The organism is Glaciimonas sp. OK215 (genome assembly GCF_057787885.1).
Map to the genome: position 1 here is coordinate 1,851,488 of NZ_CM173544.1, position 24,680 is coordinate 1,876,167.

Consider the following 24,680-nt stretch of genomic DNA (forward strand, 5'->3'; position numbering starts at 1 on the left):
CAACAAAATAGACCAGGAGCGGTCGTCCGATATTCGCGCCTGATTCAATCAGCCAGATCGAGTTCAAAACTGGTGGCATGCCTAGACTCGCAACTTCAATCGGCGATTCCTGGCAGCCACCGTTTCTTTTGTGGTCCGCTATTAATCCGGCACGTTAATCATGCCGTCGCCGATGGTGATAACGTTCTCTGGCACCGGATTGGCACTGATCGGGGGGACATTTTCAGCGGTGAGAGGTGTCGTCGGGGAAACGCGAGCCTGCGCGCGAACCACCTGTGATGGAGGCAAGGCGGTGCCTGCCGTCAAATGGTTGTACATCAAATCCAATGCCCGTATGGCGTAGACATGCAATGGCACAAAAACACGCGGATAGAACGTAACCAGAGCGTCAAAGTGATTGGCATCGGTGACTTCGTAATAACGCAAGCGTGAATTGCGTTCGGTCTGGCTGTTCAGTGCGGAGTATGGGCGAGATGCGTGGTTGACGGGCACTAGTGTATCAGCGCGTCCTTGGACGACGATTGTCGGTTTACCGTGTAGGTTGCCGTCCACGCGGATCTTGCTCATGCCGTTGCGCACGCGTTCAGCCAGACGTTCTTCCGCCGAGGAAAGCATGGTATTGCCGACAGCCGCGCCAGTGGCAAGGCGGCGCAGGCACATTGCACCGTCGATATTGAAATCTTCCTTGCCGGTACTGAGCGATACGGAAGTGGTGTCCTTTGCCGGGCCGCCACGGGCGTTGTCATTGATGATGGTAAGGATGCCGCTGGCCAGGCCGGATCCGGTTGCCCAGAACTGTTTTTGCACTACTTCGTTCGGTGATCCTGGAATGGTTACGCCAACGCCGCCCACGCTATAGCCACAAATCGGCTCACTCACTGGTGTGCGAGCATAGGCGCTGGCATAGGCGCTTGCCACCAGGTTGGTAAATTCAAAGCCGTAGTGGCTGTCATGCAGGATGTCCGATTCGGGTTCCCAGCCATAGCTGCGCAGCTTCGCCAACGCATCGCTAGCCTGCGCCGCAACAGTCGCTCCGCTGATTACTCCGAATTGCGCCAGCGCAGCACAGCGGTTCTCGGCACGGTCGCGGGCGGTAACAGTCGGAGGAGAACTGCTAGCCAGCGCAGCGCAGGGTTGGAGCAGGTTGGCGTAGGTGATGTAGTCAAACAGCGGCTTGCCCGCGTTTTCGATCACCTGCCCGTTGCGCTTGACTTTGATTTGAGCATTGTCCGGTAGATTCACCTGCGGCTCGGACACCACGACTGCCGTAATCAGGCCATCCTTGTCCTGCTCGGCGGCACGGATCGACGCACCACCGCCGTTTGAAATGCCGGACGCGATCACGATCGTGTTGTCAGGATTGAACTTGGCAGTCGGAAACTCTTTGTTTAACACATAGAAGGCCGTACGGATTGCTTCCAGTGTATAAGTGCCCCAGTCTTGCTCCGGATTCTGTTGCGAATGCAGATGCTTGACGGCGAACCGATGCGGATTGGCGTTTCGATATGCGTCAATGTCAGCTTGAGTCAGGTTGGCATTGAAAGTCAGGTCCTTACGCCCGCGGGCAATAGTCTGAGTCCCGTCGATGAGATAGGCATGATCGGTATCCAGATCATGTGCGCCCATGCCAGTCCCCTTGTCGGTGTAAACCACCGCACAGCCTTTGTTCAATGCCCATTCGCCAGTGGTAGGAGCTGCGCCATAAACACCGCGGGAACCGCTCGACGGTGCGACAATGATGCATGGTTTTGCGAGGTTGAAATGGCTGGGTATCTGCACAGCGATGGTAACGTTGACGCGACCGGTGCCGTCATCGGCAACGCCAACGTACTCTACGCCCTTATTGGCATTCGCGGTAAGCGTTCCGAATTCGTCGCCGAAACCACCTTCTGGATTCAGATCGAGGAGGCCCGCGTAAGAACCCTTGATTTGCAGTGTCCGCAGCGCCTCCGGCGAAGGCTCGACGTCGGCGGGTATGGTGAAGGTGAGCATGTCTCGAAGGTTGGTCGCACTGCCGGTATGCAGCCCGGAGGTAATGCCGTCGTAGTTTTTCTTGACCGGTTCCCCGACCAGGAACACTGGCCTTGAGGTAAAGTCCTTCCCCTCATGCTTATCGGCAGTTTGTTCACCTGCATAAGCAATACTTTGACCAGAAGCCAGGAGTGAGGCCGTTCCAATTACACCATATATTTTTTTCATTCAGTTTCCTATTGCGTCAGTGTTAAACATAGAATCGAGGAGTGCCGCAGAAGAACCAGATCGATTCTAGACGAAATATCGAGGGAACCTCATATAGGAGAAGTCGGAAAATTCGCATGCGTGAAGTCTTGTCGTTGCACGCAACTCATATAGGAAAACTTCTTAACAAAGGTGAGTGGAATTTTGCAATCGTTCACACATTTGTGGCTTTGGGACGTCAGCCTGCTTTGGCAAATTCGATAAAATTGTGGGCATAGCTGAAACGACTGCAACGCAAGACCGAACCAGACGATGGATTCCCGGGGAGAAAAAAGATGTCAGGATTTCAAAAAAACCGCGACGAAGACCTATTCGATTTCAATGAACTGATGACCGATGACCAGATGACGGTGGAAGCTCATGCGGCCATCGCGCGCAAGAAGGTCGAGGCACGCCGGATGATCGAAGATGCATTGGAAGCGGCAAGGGAGCGCCGTGCCACATTGGACGGCATGTAAGCCGCCAGCATCAGACGGCATGCGACGCAAGCCCAAGTCCTTAGAAGCGGGCGGACAAGCGAGACATCCAGCTACCGACGCATCAGGACGCGCGTCTACACTCGCCGATGATCCATTGGCGGAAGCGGCTGAGCGATTCCGGCGAGCGCTGCGAATTTGGCTGGACCAGGAAGTAACCGCGCTCGGTCCTCAGCGGCCGATCGACGGCAGTCACCAGTTGGCCGCTATTCAGCAGTTCGTCAACCAGCGGCACCCATCCCAACGCCACTCCTTGCCCGGCAGTGGCCGCCTGAATCACGAGCGCGTAGTTGTTCAGGGTGAGGTCATGGCTCTCAGTGTTCGTCGCTACGTCATGTAGCGCAAACCAATTCTCCCAGGTGAGCCAACGCGCGGGCTCTGCGCTCTCAAGATGGAGCAAGGGCAAGCGCGTCAGGTCGGCAGAATCGCCGCTCAGGGCATGCCTGGCCAGGAAGCCGGGGCTGCAGACGGGGATGACGATTTCCGGGAACAGCGGTTCGGCCGCACAGCCGGGCCATTGACCCGCGCCGAAAGCGATGGCGACGTCCACCGGCTCTCCGCGAATATCGAATTCGTTCTGAGAAGTCACGATACGCACATCCAGATTCGGCACCAGTTCGCGCAGGGCGGCCAGTCTTGGCATCAGCCAGTAGGCGGCGAAACCGAAGTCGGTCGCCACGGTCAGCACCTGGCGCGTACGGCGCGAGCGGATTTTCGCTACGGCATCGCCGATGCCGCCCAGACTTTCATGCACGGCCTCAAACAGGTGGACCCCATCGGCGGTCAAGGAGACGCCGCGATGTTCCCGTTTGAACAGCGGTACGCCCAGGTCATCCTCCAGCAAACCGATGCGCTGACTGACCGCCGGCTGGCTGGAGCCAAGCTCCTGTGCCGCTGCGGTGAAATTCAGGTGGCGCGCCGCTGCTTCGAAGAAAGCCAAGGTCTGCAGCGGCGGCAGGCGGGATCGCGTTGCCATAATAATTCCTTATGTATCCATAATTATTTTCAGTCTTCACACCCCTGAAAACGCGATGATAGACTGAATTCATCCCATAAATCAAACTTATGCAAGGAACGTTTCATGAGTACCCGCAAGCCAAACATTTTGATTCTGATGGCCGATCAGTTGACGCCTACGGCGCTGGCAGCCTACGACAATCGGATCACCAAGACCCCCAACCTTGACGCGCTCGCAGCCGAGGGCGTTGTGTTCGACTCCGCCTATTGCAACAGCCCGCTGTGCGCACCGTCGCGCTACGTTTTCATGTCAGGAAAGTTGCCGTCGGCTATCGGCGCCTACGACAACGCTGCCGAGCTGGGGTCGGAGGTGCTGACCTTTGGCCACTACCTGCGCCACGCCGGCTACCGCACCGTCCTGTCCGGCAAGATGCATTTCTGCGGGGCCGACCAGTTGCATGGTTTCGAAGAACGGCTGACAACCGATATCTATCCGGCGGATTTCGGCTGGACGCCCGATTGGGAGCGTCCGGACCAGCGGCCGAGTTGGTATCACAACATGCAATCGGTGATCGATGCCGGGCCGTGCATCCGTACCAACCAGCTCGACTTCGACGATGCAGTGGTGTTCGCCGCGCAACAAAAGCTGTTCGACATCGCGCGCGACAGCGATGAGCGGCCGTTCTGCCTGGTGGTGTCGATGACGCATCCGCATGATCCCTACGCCATTCCAGAGCAGTATTGGAACCTGTATCGGGACGAGCAGATCGATCTGCCGCGGGTGACGCTGGCGCCGGAGCAGCGCGATCCCCACTCGCAACGGCTGCGCCACGTCAGCGACATGGATCGCACGCCGGTGACGGAGCAGCAGGTCCGGAATGCGCGCCGCGCCTATTACGGCGCCGTCTCTTACGTGGACGAGCAGATCGGCCGCGTCCAGCGCACGCTCGAAGAAAGCGGGCTGGCCGACGACACCATCATCATCGTGCTGGCCGATCATGGCGATATGCTGGGCGAACGCGGACTCTGGTACAAAATGAGCTTCTTCGAGAATGCTTGCCGCATACCGCTGATTGTGCATGCGCCGGAGCGTTTCCGGGCGCACCGTGTCGCCGCGTCGGTATCGCTGGTCGATATTCTGCCAACGCTGGTCGATCTGGCCTTCGATGGCGCCGCGCCGTGTTATCCGGAGCCGATTGACGGCCGCAGCCTGCTGCCGCATCTGCAAGGTAGCGGCGGCCATGACGAAGTCAGCGGCGAGTATTTCGGAGAAGGTGCGATTGCGCCGATCGTCATGATCCGGCGCGGGCAGCACAAGTTTATCCACTCGCCGGCCGACCCCGACCAGCTGTATGACCTCGCCCACGATCCCGACGAGCTGAACAACCTGGCCGAGGTACCCGCCGCTGCCGCGCTGGTGCGGGAATTCCGGGATGAAGTCGGCGCCAGGTGGGACCTGCCGCAGCTGCATGCGCAGGTGATCGCCAGCCAGCGCCGGCGCCGCTTCCACTTCAGCGCCCAAAGCGCCGGCAGGCACCAGCCCTGGGACTATCAACCGTTTCAAGATGCCAGCCAGCGCTTCATGCGCAATCACATCGATCTCGACGCGCTTGAGGCGAGGGCGCGTTTTCCCAAAGTGAAGTGAACTAATTAAGACGATTTAATCTTTTAACTAAGGAGTGCATCATGTGGAAAAAACGTAGCTTAGTGGCATCCGTCTGCCTGATCGCCGGGACGCTGCTGGCAAGTCAAAGTGCATTCAGCGCCGACCCCGACGCTTGCAAGCTGGTACGCATGGCAGACCCGGGCTGGACTGATATTACCTCTACCAATGCGATCGCCGGCATCTTGCTGAGCGCACTTGGCTACGAGCAAAAGGTATCCACCCTCTCGGTTCCGATTACGTATGTCGGGATGCAGAAGGAGCAAATCGACGTCTTCCTCGGCAACTGGATGCCGGCCCAGAAGCCACTCATCGAGCCGATCATCAAGGAAGGCAAAATCGAGGTCGTGCATGCGAACCTGCCCAACGCCAAGTTCACCCTTGCCGTTCCGGATTATGTGGCAAACGCCGGCGTCAGGAATTTTGGCGATCTGGCCAGATTCGCGGATAAGTTCGAGCACAAAATCTACGGTATCGAACCCGGTTCCCCGGCCAATCAGAACATCAAAAAAATGCTCGATGCCAAGAGCTATGGCCTGGCCGGCTGGACGCTGGTGGAGTCGAGCGAACAAAGCATGCTGAGCCAGGTTGCGCGCAAGGAACGGTCGAAAGACTGGATCGTCTTCCTGGCCTGGGAACCGCATCAGATGAACACAAGGTTTCACATCAATTATCTGGATGGCGACAAGGATTACTTCGGCCCTAACTACGGCAGCGCTACGGTCAACACCGTGGCGCGTCGCGGGTACGCCGCCCAATGTCCGAATGTGGGCCGCCTGTTCAGCCAGCTGGAGTTCAACGTCGATCTCGAGAATCAGATCATTAGCGATGTACTCGACCAGAAAATCGACGCGAAAGCGGCAGCGCTGCATCAGCTGAAAGCGAATCCGAAAATGCTGGACGCCTGGCTGGCGGGTGTAAAGACGCGCAGCGGCGAAGACGGGTTATCTGCAGTCAGGAAGCTGCTCGGGCAGAACTGATGCTGGCCGCGCTGATAAACGCTGATTCGCAGCAGGGGCGAACCGGCGGATAAGCAGCGGTCAATTACTCACGGCTGGGCAACACTATTATTAAGGGGGAGTCAAATGAACAGGATTAAATGTCTGCTTTTGTTGAGCGGGATCGCGGCGATCAGCGGCGTCGCGCAAGCCCAAAGCAATGTCACCATGTACGGTGTCCTCGATGGCGGGATCACCTCCGTCAGCAACGAGGGCGGCGCCCGCAACACCAAATTCGACGATAGCGTCAGTTTGGGAAATCGGCTGGGATTCAAGGGCACGGAAGATCTGGGCGGCGGCACCAAGGCCGTATTCGTCCTGGAGAACGGCTTTCACCTGGGCACCGGGGCGCTCCGGCAAGGGGGCGCCTTGTTCGGCCGGCAAGCCTATGTCGGACTGGAGAATCCATGGGGCGCTCTCACCCTGGGCAATCAATACGACTTCATTGCGGATTACGCCGAGGAATTCAACGTCAGCGCCTACGCCAGCGGTTACGCCATCCACCAAGGCGACTTCGACCGCTTCAATCTTGACCGGCTGAAGAATTCGGTCAAGTTCTCCAGCGCCAATCTTAACGGCTTCACCTACGGCGGCATGTATTCCTTTGGCGAGGTGGCCGGTAACCTGCATGCCGGGAGTGCCTGGAGCGCCGGTGCGCATTACGTCAACGGCCCGTTCACCACCGGCGTCGCGTATACCCGCCTGAATAATCCGTCGGGCGTCGCCGCGCTCGATCCGTTCGCGGCGATCGGCGTCAAATCGTTCCTGGGGCAACAAGTCGCCACGGTGGATCCGGTCACCGGCGCGGTCACCGACTTGTATGCCAGCAACCCGTTCCAGGTCGATAGCCAGGGCATCTTCGCGATCGGTGCGCAATATGTGTTTGGGCCATTCGCGCTGATGGGCAACTTCACCGATACGAAATTCAAGGGCTTTGGTCAATCTTCGCAAATGCGTGTGGAAGAAATTGGCGGAACGTATCAGCTCACGCCGTCCATGCTGGGCGTGCTGGGTTATCAGCACACGACGTTTGAAGCATCGCGCTGGAATCAGTTGAGTGCGGGGCTGACTTACAGTCTTTCCAAGCGTACCGCTGTGTATGCCTCGGCGGATTATTTGAAGGCATCGAGCAATACCAATGCGGTCATCGGTTATAGCTTCGAGCCATCAAGTACCAGTACGCAATCGGCTGTGCGGATTGGCTTGCGGCATAAGTTTTAACGAGGGTTTACGCATACCTCTGCGATTGCCATGAAAACTCCCTTTAATGCGCCCCGGCTCTCGGATGACCATACGATGTTGGGTTGGGCCGCGCTGGTCGGTGCCATCGGCGCGCTGGCCACGATGGCGTTCCGCGAAGGTATCGCGCTGCTGCAAACAGCGATTGCCGGGCATAGCGGCAGCCTGGTCGATATGGCGCGCGGCATGCCGTGGACGGTGCGCATCTGGGTGCCCGCCGGCGGCGGGCTATGCGCCGGCGTGTGTCTCGTACTTTCCCGCTCATGTACCCAACCGCACGCCGATCAGAAATTCAACAGCGACTATATGGAAGCGATCACCATTGGCGAAGGTGTGATCTCGCTGCGTCAAAGTCTCTGGCGCAGCTTATCTTCGCTGTTCACGATTGCGAGCGGCGGCTCGATCGGACGTGAAGGCTCGATGGTGCAACTCGCTGCGCTGTGCGCGTCGCTGTTCGGCCGCCGGCTGCATTTCGATCCGCCGCGCTTGCGCCTGCTGGTCGCTTGCGGCGCGGCAGCCGGGATCACGTCCGCCTACAACGCGCCGCTAGCAGGGGCGTTTTTTGTCACCGAGATCGTGCTTGGTTCGATGGCGATGGCGAGCTTCGGGCCGGTCCTGGTCGCCTCGGTGGTCGCGAACCTGACGATGCGTGAATTCGCCGGTTATCGACCGCCTTACGAGATGCCTGTATTTCCTGCAGTGACCGGCATCGAGGTACTGCTGTTCGTCGCGCTGGGTGCGCTATGCGGACTCAGCGCGCCGCATTTCCTGCGGCTTCTGAATGCGTCGAAAGCGGGTTTTGCAAAACTCGGCTTGGCGCTGCCGCTGCGCCTGGCTTTGGGCGGCTTGCTGGTCGGCCTGTTGTCGATCCAGGCCCCCGAGGTATGGGGCAACGGATACAGCGTGGTGAATGCGATCCTGCACCAGCAGTGGGCCTGGGGCGCGCTGCTCAGCGTCCTGTTGCTGAAGATCGCGGCGACCGCGGCGACCTCCGGTTCGGGGGCGGTGGGAGGCATCTTTACGCCGACGCTGTTTGTCGGCGCGGTGCTCGGTTGCCTGTTCGGACAGGCGCTGCACGCCATCTGGCCCCACACGACATCCTTGCCGTTTGCCTATGCAATGGTGGGCATGGGAGCGTTTCTCAGCGCTGCCACCCATGCCCCGCTGATGGCGATTCTGATGATTTTCGAAATGACCTTGAGTTATCAGCTGGTATTGCCGCTGATGCTTGCCTGCGTCGTCGCCTATTGCATTGCACGGACCATTGCGCCGACATCAATGTACGAAGTCACGCTGCGCCGCAATCGCGCCGAAAAGGAAGGTCTGCGTTTGCGCGCGACGCGGATGCGCGCGCTCATCAAGCCGGCCGGCACGGTGCTGCCGCTGACTGCGGGCGTGCCGGAGATGGCCCGTGTGTTCCTGGTAAATCCGGTCAAGTATCTGTATGTGATCGATGCGGCCGAGCGCTTCCAGGGCGTGGTCGCGTTACAGGACATTACCGCCGATCTGCTCGATAAGTGCGATACCTCGACCAAGACTGCGGCTGCGTATCTGCAACCCCGGTTTACTGTGCTGACCCCCGACATGCCGCTAGGCGTCGCGCTCCGGCACTTCATGGCGTTTCAGGGCGAGCGCCTGCCGGTGGTCGAGAGCGAGCTGGACCCCAGGCTGATCGGGGTGGTCTACAAGACGTCATTGCTGGATGCGTATTTCCGCATGCAGCTCGCATGTTGATGCGTTGTTTGGCGTCTTGATCGACTGGAAACCGGCGTATGCCAATGTGGTGGGGCATTCACCTGGCGGCATCCGCGATTTGAGCCCGTTCTAAACAGATATTTCCTACATACATTCTTGGCGCCCCCTAATAACATTTCAGCGTTATCAACACATCGGGGTAATCAAGACGGCCATCGCCGCTCGGCGCTGCCCAAGGTATTGACGCAACTGCCCGCTGTACGCCAGGGCGCCGACGACGAAGACCACAACGACTATTGGATGAAATCATGAATAATGGCAATCAACAGATCCCGGGCCACACCGACGCCCCAAACGGAGCAGGCGATACACCTAGTACAGCATTGTCTGGCAAAAGAAATTTTTTGCGCCTGACTTGGGTTCTGGCGCTATGCCTGTCCATTGCAGGTTGGGTAACAATTTTCCTGCTCTCAGATAAAACCACTTGGATTGATACCGATGGTTCCCTGCACGAACCGCTGTTCAGGCTTATCCCCATCAGCTATTTCTTCTTGTTTGTTGCCATCGTGCTGGCCATATTAGATATGGCCATCAAGCTCAGGAAGCGTCGTTGATGCCCTTATGGCGGATTCCTCACCACGTCGAATCTGCCGACGGACTTTAACGGATGGAAATCCGCATGCCAATGAAACGGCTTGCAGCTATCCCGCCACGCCTCATCCACATGTCCAAGACCAGCGCCCCCTGAACGCCGCTCACTCTGACCAAGGTCAGCGGATCGGCGATGTCCTCGAGTCCCTTGCCTTCGGCATCGACACCATCATCTGAAACGGTTGCTGCTCCGTGGAGATTGGCCGATATCAAAATATCGTCTTCTCTTTGTACCCATGGTTGCTCGAAAGAGAGAGTTTGAGCACCTTCTAAACAGATATTTCCTACATACATTCCTGGCGCCCCCTCATACCATTTCAACGTTATCCACATACCGGGGTAATCGAAAAGGCCATCGCCGGTCGGCCTAGTCCGGTTGTCGAAGACCATCCTCTGCAAAGAGAATTTCTTTCAGAGCCGCTTTTGCCTTTCCGAAATAACGCCAATTTTCCGCCATCTGTGGAAGGCGATATTTCAGGGACGGTTTCTCTCACGGAATGCGCCATCAATCCGCTTGATTACCAATAAAGAGATAGGTTCTTGTATGAAAACCATGCGTAGATTTGCCGTTAGCAAGCTTGCCGTTTGTGTTGCCCTCGCATTCCCGGCAGTGTCTGCTTTCGCGTTGGAGACGCACACGGTATATAACCCGGCAGGGGTGGGTATTTTTCAAATTCTCTTTGATGAGCCGGGCGATGTTGGTGGGGCTGCGACCTGGGGTTTATCAGCCCCGCAAAAGAAAAAAATTCTGGCTGCAATGTCGTATTGGGCGGAAATTATTCAACCTGCCGGGCAGCACCCCGCTATTATCGGCGTCAGCACTTTTGACGATCCGAACGCGTTTGGCGAGAGTCAATTTGTTTCTGAAGACAGCGCATTCAGCCTGACACAACTGCAAGCTGCCTTGCAGGGTCAGCCTACAGGCGTGCCGACCGGTGACGTCCACGCTGGATTTGTCATCGGGAAACTGGATTTCGATACGCTGGACTATGTTCCCTCGCAGTTGCCGCGCTCCGGCCAGGTTGATCTTTATGGGGTGGCATTCCATGAACTGGCGCATGGTTTGGGGATCATTAACCCGGTGAGTCTGGGGAAGTACGACAAGACCTTAGGCTCCTGGGCCGAACATTTACGCGATGATAACGGTAACCCGGCGCGACCAGGGCAGGTGATCCTCTGTGGACCATGCAGGAAGCCGTACGACCCGAGCGGTTTTGATGTGCGCAAGGATCAAGCCTATTTCACCGGCGAGCATGTGGATGAGGTGCTGGCCGGCGGATTACGCGGTGTGCCGGTAAAACTTCTTACGGAAGACGGTCGCATTGATGGTAACTACATGAGCCACATCGAACTCACAAACAGCTTGATGAGCCATCAAAATTACCGTAACTACACCACCTTTATGGAAGCGGAACTGGCGACGCTGCAAGACATGGGATACAACATCGACCGGCGTAATTTCTACGGCTATTCGCTGTACGGCAATGGCCAGACGATCGTCAACAATCACGGTTTCTTCCGGCGCAATGCCAGTGGCACTGGATATTTGCCGGGCCAATACAACAGCGCGACCCTGGGCCTGGGCTTGCACATTTACGGCAGCGGCAACGCGCTGTTGCAGCAGGCCGATTTGCTGACCAACGGTGCGGGTGGGGCCGGGGTACGGATTGACGGCGTCGGCAACACAATGGTGGTAGCGCCTGGCACCCGTATCCATGCCGACGGCCTCAACGGCCGCGGGCTGATGGTGGCTTACGGTAAGGATCACAACCTGGTTCAGCGCGGCGACGTACAGGCCATGGGGCAGGACGGGATTGCCGCAAGCTTTGATTTTGGCAATAACGCGGTAGGCAACAACACCGAATATCGCGGATCGTATATCCGGTCGAGTTCCTGGCGGTCGCCTCCGCTTCTGGATGAATTAAACGGCGCCCTGGTCGACCGCTTCGACGTCAGCGGGCGTCTGGCCGGCAAGGCCGCCGCGATCTACATGTCGGATAACGCGCTGGTCAACCGCATCAACATCCTGCAGGGCGCGCAGTTGCAGGGTGACATCATCTCTCACTACAACCAACGCGATGCGCAGGGGCGGCAGCGCCTGACCCGGCTCTCATTCGGCCAGGTAGCGGATGCGCAGGGACGCGCGAGCGGACAAGCGGACGCGTATTTCGTGTTCAACTACCAGGGCAATATTGATGGCATCGACAATCTGGCGCTGGCGGCGCAGGGCGGCTACACTTCACTGAACGGCGCGCATCGGATTTACAGCGCAGAAGTTTCCGCCGGCGCGACGCTGGCGGGGAGCAGCAGCTACGCGCTGAATGCCGACGGCGCTTTTATCAATAACGGGACGCTGTCGCCGGGGAATGCGATGGCAGACTGGACGGGGCGGATGGACATCGCCGGCAACTACCGGCAGGGCGCGACAGGCAGGCTGTTGATGGCGGTCGATGGCAACGGCGGTCATGCCACGCTGAACATCGCGGGCAACGCGGAACTGGACGGCCAGCTCACGCTGGCGCCGCGCCGCGACTGGTACGCCAACAGCTGGACCATGCGTTCCGATACGCTGCTGCAGGCGACCAGCGCGCACGGTGCGTTTGCCACGGTGAACAGCCAGATGGCTTCGCCAACGCTGACATTTGACGCGACTCCGCTTGGCAACAACACATACCGGTTCGGCGTCGCGCGCCGGGCGGATGCCTACAGCCGGTATGCGCAAAATGAGAACGCCCGCCAGGTGGGAACGGCGCTGGACGGGCTGGTCGCCAGCGCAGGCCCGGACCTGCAACCGCTGTATCGCACCCTCGATTTCTCCGCGCCGAATGGATCGAGCGTGGGCAACGCGCTGGCGCAACTTTCACCGGCGTCCTACAGCGCGCTCTTCGCCACTGCGTTAAACCGCGAACATCAGATTTCCGACCTCGTGAGCGGGCGCGGCTTTGCGCCGCAGCTTGCAACGAATGAATGGCGCAGTTTTGCGATCCCGTTTGGCGGCGGATTCAGCCAGAGCAGTCTGGGTTCCAGGGTCGGGTATGCCGGGTCCGGCGCCGGCGTGGTGTTTGGCGCCGAAAAGCAAAGTACCCGGTATCGTGACTGGGTGCTGGGCGTCCATGGCGCGGCCAGCGGACAATCGGTCAGCGTCAAGGGACCGGACAATGCCAAAGGGGAAACGATGGCGTTCGATGTCGGGGTGCATGCCCGCTATGGGGCCGATCCGATGGCCGGGACTTATCTGTTTGGTCATGCACGCATCGGCGTCGAGGACGGCAAAATGGAGCGCCGCATCAGCGTCGAAGATTACGCCAGCACACAGCGTGCTGACTGGACCGGACTGAACGCAACGGCGATGGTCGGCGGCGGGTATCGCTGGGAGTTGAGCGAGACCCTGAGCGCAGGGCCGATGGCAGCCCTCAACTACACGCTATTGTCGCGCCCGGAGGTGACGGAATCCGGTGACGCCGGCAGCCGCCTGAAACTGTCCGCCAGCCATCTCAACTCGCTGCGCTCAAGTATCGGCGTTAACGCCAGCCTGAATCTGCCGGCGAAAGCCGGTTCCGCCCTGAAAGCGGATCTCCAGCTGAGTTGGGACAGAGAGCTGCTGCAGGGCGGCCTTACGCAACAAGCCAGCTTCGTCGGCTATCAAAACGCCGGCTTCAGCAGCAAAAACAATCTTGGCGGGCGCGATTCCCTGGGGGTGGGGGCCGGGTTGACCTATAACCTGAACACGGATGTTGCCGTTGGCGCGCAGCTATCCAGCGATCTGCTGCGTCCAGGCTATGACGCCGTGACCGGCAACCTGTCCGCGACCTGGCGCTTCTGATTCGGCGCGACGCATTGCGCTGCTGACGAGACAGTGCTCAGCAGCGCAATCTTGGTCGGCAAGCCGGCGCATACGGCCGTCTCGATTTTTCTCGGTTCCGGTTTTATGCCAATCCACCATTCGCAGGCAGATTTTGTCCCGTGATCCAGCCAGCCTGGTCGCTACTGAGAAACAGCACGACACGCGCAATATCTTCCGGTTCGCCGATACGGCCAAATGCGGCCATTGAGGCCAGATGTTTAACCACGGCCTCGGGTTTTCCCTGATGAAATAACGGGGTATTGGTCGGTCCCGGCGAGATCGCGTTGACGGTGATGTTGCGGGCACCGACCTCTTTGGCAAAGGTGCGGGTCAATTGCTCTACCGCGCCTTTTGTCGCAGCATACGCGCCGTAGGCTGGCATCAGCATACGGGTCATACTGTTGGAGACGTTGACGATGCGGCCGCCATCCTGAAGTCGGGTAGCGGACTCGCGCAGCAGGTTGAAGACACCCTTAACGTTAATGCTGAAGATTCGATCAAATTCATCGTCGCCGGTGTCCTGTAGCTTCTTGCTGAACAGAATCCCGGCATTGTTGACCAGAATATCGACCTTGCCGAAGCGCGCGATCGTCGCGTCGAATAGTGCTGTGGCCTGGGCCGGCTGACTGACATCGGCTTGCACCGCGAAGGCGCTGCCGCCAGCTTGTTCGATCGCGCTGACTACCTTGTCTGCGGCAAGCTGATTGTCAGCATAATTGACGATGACCTTGGCGCCGGCCTGCGCTAGCATCGCGGCAATATGGGCGCCGATGCCGCGTGAAGCGCCGGTGACGATAGCGACTTTGTCTTGTAAGTTTTGCATGAGGTGTCCTTGGGTAACGATGAATAAGAAAAATAGCGAAGAATTTGTCTGCGTGAAATTGATTCACTACGTGACTGACTGCGGAAATTATTTTGCACACTACGCTGTAAGAGCTTCCTGAGATGCGTTGCTTGGCTTTTTGCAGTTGCCGATTATCTGATAGTGGAATGATCCCGTATGTAGGAAAAATCCTATTGTGCATGCGGGAAATATCCTGGAAGGAGTATTGCGTGCGCTGTAAAAGCCGAAAGTGGAATAATCTTCGTGCAGTGCCAAAGGCAAAAATGAGGGACACAACTCGGCCGTGTTGGCTATTCCAGATAGTATTTTCTACATGGTCTCGAATTACTCCTGACCGGCAGCGATCGCGTCGCCGCCCAAGGCTTGGTACAGCTTGACCTGAGCAATCAGCAGATTCAAGTTGTTGTCCGCCAGTGCGATCTCGGCAGCACGCTGCGTTTCTTGTGCGTCGAGCCAGATCCTGAGTGGCGCCGCACCGGCGCGATAGCGCTCTTGATACAGGCGTTCAATCGCGCTTGCCGCTGCCAGTGCTTGCGTTAGCTTGCGTCCCTGATCCTGGAGTTGGCTGCGTGCGGACAAGGCGATTTCTACATCGCTCAACGCTTTATAAAAAGTTTGGCGAAAGTCGATCACGGCTTTTTCATAGTCGGCCTGAGACACCTTGATGTTCAATTGCATTTGATGCCATTGCAAAAACGGGAGGGTCAACCCGGCGCCCAAGGTTGCCACCGGATTTTGCAGCAGGTTCAGCAATGCCGTGCTGGTGCTGCCAAGCGATCCGGTCAGCGTGAATGCCGGGTAAAAGCTGGCGCGCGTGGCGTCGACGCCGGCCAGCATTTTGCGCAGGCGAAGTTCTGCCGCACGCAAGTCGGGCCGGCGGCTCAGCAATTCCGACGGCAAACCGGCATCGATCGACGGCAGCGGGTCGACAGACAGCGCGCGCAACTCGGGGTCGGGGTAGCGGGTTTGCGGCGGGCCGTCGAACAGGAGCGCCAGCGCGGCGCGCGTTTCCACCAGCTGGTGCAGCAGCTGGGTATGGCTGGCCTGTTGCGATGTCAGCGAGCGCTCGGCTTCCAGCACTTCCAGCGTCGATACCGCACCGGCGTCGTGTTGCAAGCGGACCAGTGCCAGGATCTTGCCGACATAGGCAATGCTTTGCTGGCTGACGGCTATATGCTGCTGCAGGTTGGCAATTTTCCAGTACAAGGTGGCGGTGGTGCCGATCAGGGATAGTGCGGCGCTGTCGCGATCCTCGGCAGTCGCCAATGCCTCCCATGCGGCAGCGTCGCGCTGGCTGGACAGTTTGCCCCACAGATCCAGTTCATAGCTGACTGCGCCGCTGAGCGACCGGTTGCGCGCGGGGTTCGGCGCAGCGCGCAGATTGCGGCTGTTGCTAGTGCTTATATTGAGTGAGACAGCGGAATTAGGTGCCGTCAATCCGGCTTGCAATTGCGCGCGCAGCACCAGGATCGCCGCCGCGGCCAGATCGTTATTCCGCGCCAGCGCCAGTTCAATCAATTGATTCAACTGCGGATCGTTAAAATTCTGCCACCAGCGGTCCTTCAACGTGATGCTGGCTCCGGTGGCGGCAGCGCTGTTTTGCCATTCTGCGGGCGTCGCAATTGCTGCTTGCCGGCAGGGCGTGTGTAGTGGAGCGCAGCCGACGAGCAAGCTGGCTGCGATCACACCGATGGTCGTGTTGAAATATCGCATTGTGGTCATTCTCGTGCCAGGGCCTCGACAGGGTCCAGGCGCGCGGCATTGCGTGCCGGTAAAAAGCCGAAGACGATGCCGATCAGGGTCGAACAAGTGCAAGCCACCACGATGGAGGTGGGCGAATAATGCATCTGGAAATTGCCGCCCATGCCGGAAAACAGGGCGCCGATCCCGAGCGCCAGGGCGATCCCCAGGATGCCGCCCAGCAGGCAGACCAGGATCGCTTCGATCAGGAATTGGCGCATGATATCGGCCTGGCGCGCGCCGACCGCCATCCGTACGCCGATTTCCTGGATGCGCTCGGTGACCGATACCAGCATGATGTTCATCACGCCGATGCCGCCGACCACTAGCGAGATCACGGCGATCATCGACATCAGCAGCGTCATGGTGGCAGTAGCCGCTTCATACGTCTTGCGGATGCTGTCGCTGTTCAGGATAAAGAAGTCTTTGCCGCCGTGGCGCTGGCTTAATAATTTGACGATGCTTTGTTCCGCCGCACTGGGCGAAGCCGCATCGCTGATACGCACCTTGATCGATTGCAGATGCGACTGGCCCATGATCCGTGTGAGGGCAGTGGTGTATGGGACCCATAAAGTCAGGTTGTTGTCGCCGCCATACGCATTCCGTTCTTTTTTTGCGACGCCGATGATGCGGCAGGGGATATTCCCCAGCATCAGCACCTGCCCGAGCGGGTTGCCGTCGGTGCCGAATAATTTCTGGCGGGTATTGTGATCGATCACCACCTCTTGCATCTGGTGCCTGATGCTGGCCGCCGTGAATGACGTGCCTTCGGCCATTTGTATGCCATGCACCCGAAAATGCTGCCCACCGACGCCCTCCAGCGAGGCGCTGACCGACAGATTCCGATAGCGCACCGTCGTCGCGGTCGTGACGCCGGGTGTGGCGCTGTCGGCATAGACCTGCTGCGCCAGCGCATCGGCATCGGCCGAGACCAGCGTGCGCAGTGCCGCAGCTTTTTCGTCACCCCAGTCTTTGCCGGGATAAATCGTGATGGTATTGGTCCCCAGAAAACTGATGTCTTGCAGAATTTTCCGGCGCGATCCTTCGCCCAGCGCGACCACCGAGACCACCGACGCAATGCCGATGATGATGCCCAGCATGGTCAGGAAGCTGCGCAGCCGATGTGCATTCATCGATAGCAACGCCATCTTGCAGGCTTCGATCAGGCTGGCGCCGATGGCGCGCCATGACGACTCCTGACGCAGATCGATGTGCGGCCGGTCGGCGCGTGTTGCCGACGCCGCTGCCGTAGCGCCGGCGTTCCCGGTCCGCAGGCGATCGGCGATGATTTCGCCGTCGCTGATTTCAATGATGCGCTGTGCGTACTCGGCGACCTGCATGTCGTGCGTGACGATGATCACGGTATGGCCTTCGGCATGCAGCTCCTGCAAAATCCTGATGACTTCCTGGCCGCTATGACTATCCAGAGCACCGGTCGGTTCATCGGCCAGTATCACCTGGCCGCCGTTCATCAGCGAGCGGGCGATACTGACGCGCTGCTGCTGACCGCCGGACAATTGACCGGGCCGATGATGGGTGCGGTTGGCCAGTCCCAGCCGGCTCAGCAAGGCGTGTGCGCGCCTTTTTCGTGCGGCCGCCGGTGTGCCTGCGTAGATCGCCGGGATTTCGACATTGCCGAGCGCATCCAAATCCGGTAACAGATGATAACGCTGGAAAATGAAACCGAAATGTTCCCGTCGCAATTGCGCCAGCGCAGCGGCTTGCATGTCGCCGGTGGCGTGGCCCGCGACATGGTAACTGCCGCTACTGGGGCGGTCCAGGCAGCCGAGGATGTTCATCAACGTCGATTTGCCTGAGCCTGACGGGCCGACCAGGGCCACCATTTCTCCCGCGGCAATCTTCAGGTTGATGTTTTTAAGTACGGTGACGGTTTCTTCGCCGGACGGAAACCGTCGAGACAGTGCGGTCAGTTCTAATAAGGCGGGCGTCATGCTTAGTAGCCCATGACCATGGCATTTTGGTCAGTGCTGCTGCCGGCTTCGCCGATGATGACCTGTTCTCCCGCCTTTAAGCCATCCAGCACTTGTGCATGCATGTTGTTGATGCCTATCCGTACCTGGCGTGTGGACACAGCGTGCTTGCCGTTCCTGGTTTCCAGCACCCTGACCTGATAGCGGCCATCCTTGCCCCGCTCACCCAGGGCCGTCGAGGGGATTGCCAGTGCGCCTTTGGCTTGCTGCACTACAATCGAGACTTGTGCCGTCATCGAAATCCGCAGTTTGTTGTCTGGATTGGGGACGTCAAACAAAGCGTTGTAATAAATCGGGGCAGCAGTTGCATTGCTTTTATTTCTGCTGTCGCTTGCATCGGTGCTAATCGAATCCGGGGCGGGATCGACAGTACGCAGCGTTCCATGGAAGCGTTGATCGGGATCTCCCAGAATCGTAAAGAAGACTGGTTGTTGCGGCTTGACGCGAATCACGTCGGCTTCGGAAACCAGGGCCTTGACCGTCATGGTTTTCAATTCGGCCAGAATGATGATGGTCGGCGCCAGCTGGGCGGAATTGACGGTTTGTCCTTCCTTGGTCACGATCGACACGACCTTGCCATCCATAGGCGCAATAATTCGGGTATAGCCGAGATTCAGCAGCGCGGTATCGACCGTGATCCTGGCTTGTTCGATTTGCGCATTCAGCGCGTCAATGTCCGCCAGCGTGGCTTGCCGCGTTGCCGAGGCGCTTTCATAGCTCTCACGCGAACTTGCGTCGCCGGCCAGCAAGCGTTGCTGGCGCTTGAAATTCAACTGGGCCTGGGCCAGGCTTGCCTGTTTGGAGCGTAGTTGGGCGCGCACCTGGGTCAGCGCCGACCGGGCATTTTGCAACGCGTTTTGCTGCGTCAACGAGTCGATCTCGGCGACCAGTTGGCCCTTTTTAACTTCCTGCCCGAGTACCACCTTGAGTGATTTGAGTTGGCCGGATACCTGGGCGCCGACATTCACCTGTTGCAATGCTTCCAGTGAACCGCTGGCGAGGACTGTGTCTTGAATGTCGGTGACAGTGACCGGTGCGGTCAGGTATTCCGGGTCCTTATCAGTCGGAAAGGAGAATCGGTAGAGAGCGAATGCCGCCAGCAGGAGCACGGCTGCGGAGATCAGGAAAGTAATGAATTTTTTATTCAAAACGCATTTAGGAACGGAATTGATTGTGTGGGGAGGACGACTGAGTAGCTGTCTTTACGCCAGCCATTCAGTCGTCGCATCCCATTTATTTGGAAATCACCTTGATGTGTTTGACTTCCAGTTCCGACGTGCCGAAATGTTCCTTGTCGAATTTTCCGGTCAGTTCGACCGCTGTATTGGCGTCGATGGTTTGGTTTGCCGGAAAATATTTAGCTGGAATTTCTACCTGTATTTCGCCGCTGGCGTCAGCCAGAACGTACTGCTTGCCGCCGGTGTGGCGTACCAGTTTTCCTCTCAGGGTCGCATATTGATCATCCACGCCATTTTCCAGCAACTGTCTGGCAGTCATGTCCGGCACGGTTGATGGCCCGGAATAATTCGGACTGGCCGGTGTGGAGGGCGTTCCGGATGGGCCGGTATAGCCGCTGCTCTGTGCGATGACTGCGCTTGAGCCGGCGGCCAGAAGAGTGATGACGATCAGTTTGCTAATGCGATGCATGTGCTGTCCTTGTTAACAACGATGGAAATGATTGATAGCTTCGGTTCAGCACGGTATCTGTTGTTTGCTGACCCTGATGCTATCAGGCCCTGGATTTCAAGCTGAATCTCTTGCACTCGTATTTTAAAAAGAACGAACCCATATGCATGTAGGAAAATTCCTATTAATCGTAGTGTTTTCTCCGTTTGAAGTGGGAGGGCAACATGCGTTGTTGGATTCGGTCTGCGTGACCCCTATGGGCTAAGCGGTGGCGTGCTAACAGTAGACGGATGCGGGCTCAGCTGCCCCTGCGCCGCGATTCTATCGAGATGGCGATTGCGTTGCGAGGGTAGAGACAGTACCTGCGCCGACCTGATCGCCGTTGCCGCAACCTTCCAAAAGATGACTTATGGAATTTGACGATATTTTTTAATAGGAGCCTGCTCTTGCAGGCAGTCTTCCGCTGTTTTTCGGATTTCTCCTACATACGTTCCTGCCGGCAGCTTCTATGATCAAACGTCTAATCTCACCTTGCTATGACGGCGTCAAACGGGTACTTGCTTTGCCAGGCGGGGGCTTAATTAACGATGGAGGGCGAGTATGGAAGCCGGAAAGATTTTTAAAGCAAAGAGTATGGTTGCAGCGTGCGTCGGGGTTTTCCTGGTCGGCCTTCTCCCAGGCAGCGGGTACGCAGCGAATGGCAAGATAACGACAGCGGCCAAGGAGGCGCCCCTGACTTTTGCAGCGAATGGCACGATAAGCACCACGAGCAAGAAGGTAACGCCCATGGATTTTGCAAGCAAGGGCCGGAACTAAAAGTACGGGGATGTTCCTGCACAATGGCCTCTGACTCAGAGGTTTTTAATTTCAACCCTGTACGGGTGCGCTCGACCATCAGTTCCGCGCCATGTCGGTCAGACAGATCGTGATATATGGAAGCAACGGCCTGATGGCGTGCCGGTATCGATGGCGTCGGCGCGGCGCGTGAACTGAAATCCATGTCACAGCGCCGGCCCATACTATCTTTCGTTAAACCCGTTCCAGCACCAGCGCAATGCCTTGCCCGACGCCGATGCACATCGTGCACAAGGCATAGCGTCCATTGGTCCGTTGCAACTGGTTGACGGCGGTGGCTACCAGGCGGGCGCCGGATGCGCCCAGGGGATGCCCGAGTGCGATGGCGCCGCCGTTCGGATTGACGCGCGGGTCGTCGTCCTGCAGGCCCAGTTGGCGCAGCACGGCGAGGCCTTGCGCGGCGAACGCTTCATTGAGTTCGATGACATCGAACTGGGCCAGCTTCAGGCCGGTCAGTTCCAGCACTTTTTGCGTCGCCGGAAATGGTCCGATGCCCATCACGCGCGGCGCCACACCGGCCGTCGCCATGCCGACGATACGCGCCTTCGGCGTCAGGCTGTATTTGGCCGCGCTGGCTTCGTTGGCCAGCAGCAGGGCGCAGGCGCCGTCATTTACGCCGGAAGCATTGCCGGCGGTGACGCTGCCGTCGGCTTTGACGATGGGTTTGAGTTTTGCCAGCGCTTCGAGCGAAGTGGCGCGCGGATGCTCGTCCCGGCTGACGACGATTGGATCGCCTTTTTTCGGGGTGATCGTTACCGGCGTGATCTCGCTATCGAAGAAGCCGGCTTGTTGCGCGGCGATGGCTTTCATTTGGCTGGCCAGCGCCATCTGGTCTTGATCTGCGCGATTGATGCCGTATTCCGTAGCGACATTTTCGGCGGTCTCGGGCATCGAGTCGACCCCGTATTGCGCCTTCATCAGGGCGTTGATGAAGCGCCAGCCGATGGTGGTATCCTCGATTTTTGCTGCACGCGAAAATGCGCTTTCCGCCTTGGCCATGACGAACGGTGCGCGGCTCATGCTTTCGACGCCGCCGGCGATCATCAGGCCGGCCTCGCCGCTCCTGATGGCGCGGGCGGCAGTGCCGATCGCATCCAGCCCCGAGCCGCACAGGCGGTTGACGGTCGCGCCGGGAACTTCCAGAGGCAAGCCGGCCAGCAGGGCCGACATGCGGGCGACGTTCCGATTGTCTTCGCCGGCCTGGTTGGCGCAACCGTAGATCACATCGGCCACGGCTTGCCAGTCGACCTGCGGGTTACGCGCGATCAGCGCGCGAATCGGAATCGCCCCGAGATCGTCGGCGCGGATGCCGGATAACGCGCCGCCGTAGCGGCCGAAGGGTGTGCGCTGGGCGTCGCAAATGAAAGCATGGGACATCGGAATCTCCTGAATCTAAATAAAAAATGATAGTTAAACGTCGGCGTTATACGTACAGCGGCAGGATCAGCAAGCGTTGACCAGCGCTACCGCAGTCACTTTTTGCAATTCATCGAAAGTCATTCCCGCAACGATGTCGATCACCGTGGCGCCATCCGCGCTCAGGTCGATCACGGCCAGATCGGTATAAATCCGGCTGACGCAGCCGACGCCGGTCAGCGGGTAGGTACAGGCGGGAACCAGTTTGCTGGCGCCGGCTTTGGTCAGGTGTTCCATCATCACGTAAGTTTTCTTGGCGCCGATGGCGAGATCCATCGCGCCGCCGACGGCCGGGATCGCGTCCGGCGCGCCGGTGTGCCAGTTGGCCAGGTCACCGCCGACTGACACCTGGAACGCGCCGAGTACGCACACATCCAGATGGCCGCCGCGCATCATCGCGAAACTGTCGGCGTGATGGAAGTAACAGCCGCCCGGCAACAGCGTCACCGGTTGCTTGCCGGCGTTGATCAAGTCGTAGTCTTCTTCGCCTTTGGCGGGTGCCGGTCCCATGCCGATCACGCCGTTTTCGCTGTGCAGAATCACTTCCCGATCGCTCGGCAAGTGATTGGCGACCATCGTCGGCAAGCCAATCCCGAGGTTGACGACGTCGCCGTCGGCAATATCCTGCGCCACGCGCAGCGCCATTTGTTCTCTGGTCCACTTGTTCATCTTGGTTTCACTCATCATTTTCTCGCTCATTCTGTTCTCCCTCAGGCTGCCTTGAAGCCGGCCGGGCCGGTTGCGGTGCGCGGCACTTGCACTACGCGCTGCACGTACAGGCCGGGCGTGATAACGGCCTCCGGATCGAGGCTGCCCAATTCCACGATGTCGTGCACCGATGCGATCGTGACCTTGGCTGCGCTGGCCATGATCGGTCCGAAATTGCGCGCGGTCTTGCGATACGTCAGATTGCCCCAGCGGTCGCCGCACTCCGCCTTGATCAGTGCAAAATCGGCATGGACCGGATATTCCAGCACATACATGCGACCGTTGATGGCGCGCGTTTCCTTGCCAGCGGCGAGTTCGGTGCCAAAACCGGTCGGCGTGAAGAAGGCGCCGATACCCGCACCCGCGGCACGAATCCGTTCGGCCAGGTTGCCTTGCGGGACCAGTTCCAGTTCCAGCTTGCCGGCGCGATATAAGGCGTCGAACACATGCGAGTCAGCCTGGCGCGGGAACGAGCAAATGATCTTGCGCACCTGACCATTCTTTAACAGGGCGGCCAGGCCGGTATCGCCATTGCCGGCATTGTTGTTGACGATGACCAGGTCTTTCGCACCTTGCGCAATCAGGCCGTCGATCAATTCGGCTGGCTGGCCGGCGCCGCCAAAACCGCCGATCATGACCGTTGCGCCATCGTGAATATTTGCCAGTGCTTCTGCTACCGAGGGAAAAATTTTGTTGATCATGTTTTTTATACGAACAAATGGTTGAAAACAAACAATAAAGTTCTTACAATGAACAAATATTCGCATTTAGAACTTATTGGGTAAGAATAGACAGCTGACCGCAGCTTGTCAATCCCCAACTCATGCGCTTAGGCCGTCTTTGGATTGCTTGCTGCCGGCTTGCCAATAAATACATCAAATGAAGAGGACGATCCATGCCGGATTCCGTAACGGTAAACACCAAGATCGCGACTGAGGACGCTCTTTCCTCCGATCCCAAACCGGGCGACAGCTATGTCCAGTCCTTCGCCCGCGGGCTCGCCGTGCTGCGCAGTTTCGGCGCCGACGCCCCCGCCCAAACCCTGTCCGAAGTCGCCGAACGGGCCGAGCTGACCCGCGCCGGCGCGCGCCGCATCTTGCTGACCCTATTGCATCTCGGGTATGTCGAGGCAGAAGGGCGCCTGTTTCGTTTGACGCCGAAAGTGCTGGAGCTGGGTTTCGCCTACCTGTCATCGCTGCCGGTATGGAACCAGGCGCAGCCGGTGATGGAAGAACTGGTGGAAAGCCTGCGGCAATCCTGCTCTGCCGCGGTGCTGGACGGCGCCGAGATCGTCTATGTATTGCGGGTGCCGGCCCACAAGATCATGTCGATCAATCTCGGCGTCGGCAGCCGCCTGCCTGCATATTGCACGTCAATGGGACGCGTATTGCTGGCAGGCTTGCCGCCTGCGACGCTCAGGGAGCGCCTGGCCGGCATGGCGTTGCTGCCCCTGACGCCGCACACAATCGTCGATCCGGAGCGCCTGCTGGAAGCGATCGAACAGGTACGGATCCAGGGCTGGTGCATGGTTAGCGGGGAACTGGAGCCCGGCCTGGTATCGCTGGCCGCACCGATTGTCGATCGTAACGGCCGGGTCGTGGCGGCGATCAACATCAGCGGTCAGGTCAATAATCCGGGCCCGGCCAGCTTGCTGGAAAACTGCCTGCCCAAGTTGCTGGCCGCTGCGGCAAAAATCAATATGCTGGTACGCGCGCAGCAATGATGCGCGCCAAGGCGGC

19 protein-coding genes are annotated in these 24,680 nt (G+C 58.6%); 8 read left to right on the forward strand and 11 right to left on the reverse strand.

Translation table 11 applies throughout. From position 1 onward, the window contains the following. Positions 1-141 precede the first annotated feature (141 nt). The gene (locus AC3CHX_RS08365) at positions 142-2,199 is read right to left on the reverse strand and encodes a 3-hydroxybutyrate oligomer hydrolase family protein (protein WP_488643582.1); all 2,058 of its coding nucleotides are present in this window, start codon (positions 2,197-2,199) and stop codon (positions 142-144) included. A gap of 314 nt (positions 2,200-2,513) precedes the next feature. Between AC3CHX_RS08365 and AC3CHX_RS08370 the strand changes: the two genes are divergently transcribed. Next, a complete protein-coding gene (locus tag AC3CHX_RS08370) occupies positions 2,514-2,696 on the forward strand; it encodes a hypothetical protein (RefSeq protein ID WP_488643583.1) in 183 nt (60 codons plus the stop codon). An 82-nt stretch (positions 2,697-2,778) separates the two neighbouring features. Here AC3CHX_RS08370 and AC3CHX_RS08375 read toward each other — a convergent pair whose 3' ends face one another. After that, positions 2,779-3,690: a choline sulfate utilization transcriptional regulator gene (locus AC3CHX_RS08375; protein ID WP_488643584.1), complete on the reverse strand. Its 912-nt coding sequence runs from the start codon at positions 3,688-3,690 to the stop codon at positions 2,779-2,781. Positions 3,691-3,795: 105 nt separating this feature from the next. Between AC3CHX_RS08375 and betC the strand changes: the two genes are divergently transcribed. The 5 genes from betC to AC3CHX_RS08400 all read left to right on the forward strand — a co-directional run bounded on the left by betC (position 3,796) and on the right by AC3CHX_RS08400 (position 9,880). Then, positions 3,796-5,316: a choline-sulfatase gene (gene betC / locus AC3CHX_RS08380; RefSeq protein ID WP_488643585.1), complete on the forward strand. Its 1,521-nt coding sequence runs from the start codon at positions 3,796-3,798 to the stop codon at positions 5,314-5,316. A 41-nt stretch (positions 5,317-5,357) separates the two neighbouring features. After that, a complete protein-coding gene (choX, locus tag AC3CHX_RS08385) occupies positions 5,358-6,314 on the forward strand; it encodes a choline ABC transporter substrate-binding protein (RefSeq protein WP_488643586.1) in 957 nt (318 codons plus the stop codon). Between the two features lie 105 nt (positions 6,315-6,419). Continuing rightward, the gene (locus AC3CHX_RS08390; RefSeq protein ID WP_488643587.1) at positions 6,420-7,553 is read left to right on the forward strand and encodes a porin; all 1,134 of its coding nucleotides are present in this window, start codon (positions 6,420-6,422) and stop codon (positions 7,551-7,553) included. A 30-nt stretch (positions 7,554-7,583) separates the two neighbouring features. Then, complete coding sequence (locus AC3CHX_RS08395; protein WP_488643588.1) at positions 7,584-9,305, forward strand: ClcB-like voltage-gated chloride channel protein; 1,722 nt, start codon at positions 7,584-7,586, stop codon at positions 9,303-9,305. A 269-nt stretch (positions 9,306-9,574) separates the two neighbouring features. Beyond that, the gene (locus tag AC3CHX_RS08400) at positions 9,575-9,880 is read left to right on the forward strand and encodes a DUF3955 domain-containing protein (RefSeq protein ID WP_488643589.1); all 306 of its coding nucleotides are present in this window, start codon (positions 9,575-9,577) and stop codon (positions 9,878-9,880) included. 46 nt (positions 9,881-9,926) lie between these two features. Here the strand turns inward: AC3CHX_RS08400 and AC3CHX_RS08405 are convergent, their stop codons facing one another. After that, positions 9,927-10,307: a hypothetical protein gene (locus AC3CHX_RS08405; protein ID WP_488643590.1), complete on the reverse strand. Its 381-nt coding sequence runs from the start codon at positions 10,305-10,307 to the stop codon at positions 9,927-9,929. A gap of 163 nt (positions 10,308-10,470) precedes the next feature. Between AC3CHX_RS08405 and AC3CHX_RS08410 the strand changes: the two genes are divergently transcribed. After that, positions 10,471-13,740 (forward strand): autotransporter outer membrane beta-barrel domain-containing protein, encoded by a 3,270-nt coding sequence (locus tag AC3CHX_RS08410; RefSeq protein ID WP_488643591.1) that lies wholly within the window; start codon positions 10,471-10,473, stop codon positions 13,738-13,740. A gap of 103 nt (positions 13,741-13,843) precedes the next feature. On the opposite strand, the gene AC3CHX_RS08415 is transcribed toward AC3CHX_RS08410, so the two are convergent. The 8 genes from AC3CHX_RS08415 to AC3CHX_RS08450 form a co-directional block, all read right to left on the reverse strand. Then, on the reverse strand, positions 13,844-14,584 hold the full coding sequence (locus AC3CHX_RS08415; protein ID WP_488643592.1) for an SDR family oxidoreductase: 741 nt from the start codon (positions 14,582-14,584) through the stop codon (positions 13,844-13,846). A 345-nt stretch (positions 14,585-14,929) separates the two neighbouring features. After that, positions 14,930-16,327: an efflux transporter outer membrane subunit gene (locus AC3CHX_RS08420; RefSeq protein WP_488643593.1), complete on the reverse strand. Its 1,398-nt coding sequence runs from the start codon at positions 16,325-16,327 to the stop codon at positions 14,930-14,932. Continuing rightward, positions 16,324-18,297 (reverse strand): MacB family efflux pump subunit, encoded by a 1,974-nt coding sequence (locus tag AC3CHX_RS08425; RefSeq protein WP_488643594.1) that lies wholly within the window; start codon positions 18,295-18,297, stop codon positions 16,324-16,326. Before AC3CHX_RS08425 ends, AC3CHX_RS08420 begins: the two co-directional genes overlap by 4 nt. 2 nt (positions 18,298-18,299) lie before the next feature. Further along, entirely contained in the window at positions 18,300-19,484 is a 1,185-nt protein-coding gene (locus AC3CHX_RS08430) for an efflux RND transporter periplasmic adaptor subunit (RefSeq protein ID WP_488643595.1), read from the reverse strand. 85 nt (positions 19,485-19,569) lie between these two features. Then, positions 19,570-19,983, reverse strand: coding sequence for a YgiW/YdeI family stress tolerance OB fold protein (locus AC3CHX_RS08435; RefSeq protein ID WP_488643596.1), 414 nt, complete (start codon positions 19,981-19,983; stop codon positions 19,570-19,572). A gap of 1,008 nt (positions 19,984-20,991) precedes the next feature. Continuing rightward, entirely contained in the window at positions 20,992-22,194 is a 1,203-nt protein-coding gene (pcaF, locus tag AC3CHX_RS08440) for a 3-oxoadipyl-CoA thiolase (protein ID WP_488643597.1), read from the reverse strand. A 66-nt stretch (positions 22,195-22,260) separates the two neighbouring features. After that, a complete protein-coding gene (locus tag AC3CHX_RS08445) occupies positions 22,261-22,902 on the reverse strand; it encodes a 3-oxoacid CoA-transferase subunit B (RefSeq protein WP_488644766.1) in 642 nt (213 codons plus the stop codon). A gap of 41 nt (positions 22,903-22,943) precedes the next feature. After that, positions 22,944-23,642, reverse strand: a complete 699-nt coding sequence (locus tag AC3CHX_RS08450; RefSeq protein ID WP_488643598.1) for a 3-oxoacid CoA-transferase subunit A — start codon at positions 23,640-23,642, stop codon at positions 22,944-22,946. A gap of 194 nt (positions 23,643-23,836) precedes the next feature. On the opposite strand from AC3CHX_RS08450, the gene AC3CHX_RS08455 reads away from it, so the two are divergent. Further along, positions 23,837-24,664 (forward strand): IclR family transcriptional regulator, encoded by an 828-nt coding sequence (locus tag AC3CHX_RS08455; RefSeq protein WP_488643599.1) that lies wholly within the window; start codon positions 23,837-23,839, stop codon positions 24,662-24,664. Positions 24,665-24,680: the final 16 nt, after the last annotated feature.